Here is a 2,740-nt window from a genome sequence, read left to right as displayed (position 1 = left end):
CGCCAACCTGCTCGCGGCGGGCGGGATCGAGGCCCGCAACCCCCTCGCCACCGCGGCCGACCAGTACGCCGGGGTCCGCGAGGGGGAGGAGATCGCCGTCCTCTGCGGCGCCGACAAGCGCTATGCCACCGAGGGCCCGGAGGCCGTCCGGGCGCTGCGCGAGGCGGGTGTGACGACGGTGTACCTCGCGGGCGCCGAGAAGGAGTTCCCCGCCGACGCCGACGACCGACCGGACGGATACCTCGCGACCGGGATCAACGCCGTCGCCGCCCTGACCACCCTCCTCGACCAGCTGGGAGTGAAGTGAGATGACCACCTTCCCCGATTTCAGCATCTCTCCGCTGCGCGGGTCCACCGACGGAGCCCCCCAGCCGGGTTCCGTCGACGAGGGCCCCACGTGGGAGACCCCGGAGGGCATCGACGTCAAGCGGGTGTTCACCAAGGCGGACCGTGACGCGGTCGAGACGGGCAGCGCCCCGACCGACGACGGCGAGAAGGTCACGCCCTTCCCGCTGGACACCGTCCCGGGCGCCGCGCCGTTCCTGCGCGGTCCGTACCCGTCCATGTACGTCAACCAGCCGTGGACCATCCGGCAGTACGCCGGCTTCTCCACCGCGGCCGAGTCCAACGCCTTCTATCGCCGCAACCTCGCGGCGGGCCAGAAGGGGCTGTCGGTCGCGTTCGACCTGGCCACCCACCGCGGGTACGACTCCGACCACCCCCGGGTCGCCGGGGACGTCGGGATGGCGGGTGTGGCGATCGACTCGATCCTGGACATGCGCGAGTTGTTCGACGGGATCGACCTGTCCGCGGTCTCCGTCTCGATGACGATGAACGGCGCCGTCCTGCCGATCCTCGCGTTGTACGTGGTGGCGGCCGAGGAACAGGGGGTGGCTCCGGAGCAGCTCGCGGGGACCATCCAGAACGACATCCTCAAAGAGTTCATGGTCCGTAACACCTACATCTATCCGCCCACGCCCTCGATGCGGATCATCTCGGACATCTTCGCCTACACCTCCCGCAAGATGCCCCGGTTCAACTCGATCTCGATCTCCGGCTACCACATCCAGGAGGCCGGTGCGACGGCGGATCTGGAGTTGGCGTACACGCTCGCGGACGGCGTCGAATACCTGCGCGCCGGGCTGGACGCCGGGCTGGAGATCGACAAGTTCGCCCCTCGGCTGTCCTTCTTCTGGGCGATCGGGATGAACTTCTCCATGGAGATCGCCAAGCTGCGGGCGGGCCGCCTGCTCTGGAGTGAACTGGTGGAGAAGTTCGGACCGCAGAACGAGAAGTCCAAGTCCCTGCGGACCCATTCCCAGACCTCCGGCTGGTCGCTCACCGCCCAGGACGTGTTCAACAACGTCGCCCGCACGTGTATCGAGGCCATGGCCTCGACGCAGGGTCACACGCAGTCGTTGCACACCAACGCCCTCGACGAGGCGCTGGCGCTGCCCACCGATTTCTCCGCCCGCATCGCGCGGAACACCCAGCTCCTGCTCCAGCAGGAATCGGCGACGACCCGCCCCATCGACCCCTGGGCGGGGTCGTACTACATCGAGTGGCTCACCGCTCAGCTCGCCGACAAGGCCCGACTGCACCTCATCGAGATCGAGGAGGCGGGCGGGATGGCACAGGCGATCGGCGAGGGGATCCCCAAGCTCCGCATCGAGGAGGCCGCAGCCCGCACCCAGGCGCGGATCGACTCCGGTCGCCAGCCGGTGATCGGGGTCAACAAGTACGTCGTCACCGAGGACCAGGAGATCGAGGTCCTCAAGGTCGAGAACTCCCGCGTGCGCACCGAGCAGCTCGCCAAGCTGGACAGGCTCCGGGCTGAGCGCGACGAGGCCGCCTGCCAGGCGGCCCTGGACAGGCTCACCGAGGCCGCCGGCGGCGGGGCCGGGAGCGGTATGGAGAACAACCTCATGGCGCTGGCCATCGACGCCGCCCGCGCCCACGCGACCATCGGCGAGATCTCGGACGCGCTCGAGAAGGTCTACGGTCGACACAAGGCAGAGATCAAGACCCTGTCCGGCGTGTACCGGCAGGAGGTCTCCAAGGAGGGCGCCGTGGACAACGTCACCAAGGCGATGAAGATGGCCGAGGAGTTCGCCGAGTTGGAGGGTCGCAGGCCGCGCATCCTGTTGGCCAAGATGGGACAGGACGGCCACGACCGCGGGCAGAAGGTCGTGGGGACCGCCTTCGCCGACCTCGGCTTCGACGTGGACATGGGCCCGTTGTTCCAGACCCCGGAAGAGGTCGCCCAGCAGGCCGCGGACGCCGACGTCCACGTGGTCGGCGTGTCCTCCCTGGCCGCCGGTCACCTCACCCTGGTGCCGGCACTGCGCGAGGCGCTCGCCGCGGTGGGCCGTGCGGACATCATGGTCACCGTCGGTGGCGTCATCCCGCCCGGTGACTTCCAGGAGCTCTACGACGCCGGGGCGACCGCCATCTATCCCCCCGGCACCGTGATCTCGGACGCGGCGATCGAACTGCTCGGGGCACTGGCCCGGGAACTCGGTCACGAGCTGCCCTCCGCCGGCCCGGAGTCCCCGGGATCGGACGCCGCGGGCTCGGCACCGGCGCGCCCCGGCGAGGGGGCAGGGGCGGGGGCCGAGTCCTGAACCGCCTCGGCTCCGGTCCCGATCCCGCGGGCTCGGGCAACGTCACGGGCAGCCTGTCCACCACGCTCGGTACGGGTGCGGTCCGCGGTCCGGTCCCGTCCGCGACGGGCCCGAGG

The 2,740-nt window shown here is 70.0% G+C and carries 1 protein-coding gene and 1 pseudogene; both read left to right on the top strand.

The features are described 5' to 3' along the window. Positions 1-307 (top strand): annotated as a pseudogene (locus tag G6018_RS07790) (methylmalonyl-CoA mutase); the annotation flags it as partial. 1 nt (position 308) lies between these two features. Further along, positions 309-2,624 carry a methylmalonyl-CoA mutase gene (gene scpA, locus G6018_RS07785; protein ID WP_179525291.1) on the top strand — a complete coding sequence of 772 codons (2,316 nt, stop codon included), beginning with the start codon at positions 309-311 and terminating at the stop codon, positions 2,622-2,624. The last annotated feature ends 116 nt before the right edge of the window (positions 2,625-2,740 follow it).

The sequence above is a fragment of the Dietzia sp. DQ11-44 genome, assembly GCF_014145205.1.
Lineage (GTDB): Bacteria > Actinomycetota > Actinomycetes > Mycobacteriales > Mycobacteriaceae > Dietzia > Dietzia natronolimnaea.
Note: the sequence above shows the minus strand (reverse complement) of the source record. Positions and strands in the feature narration are given on the sequence as shown.

Coding starts and splice junctions, on each gene's coding strand:
- scpA (WP_179525291.1), top strand. CDS start 309: ATGACCACCTTCCCCGATTTCAGCATCTCTCCGCTGCGCGGGTCCACC.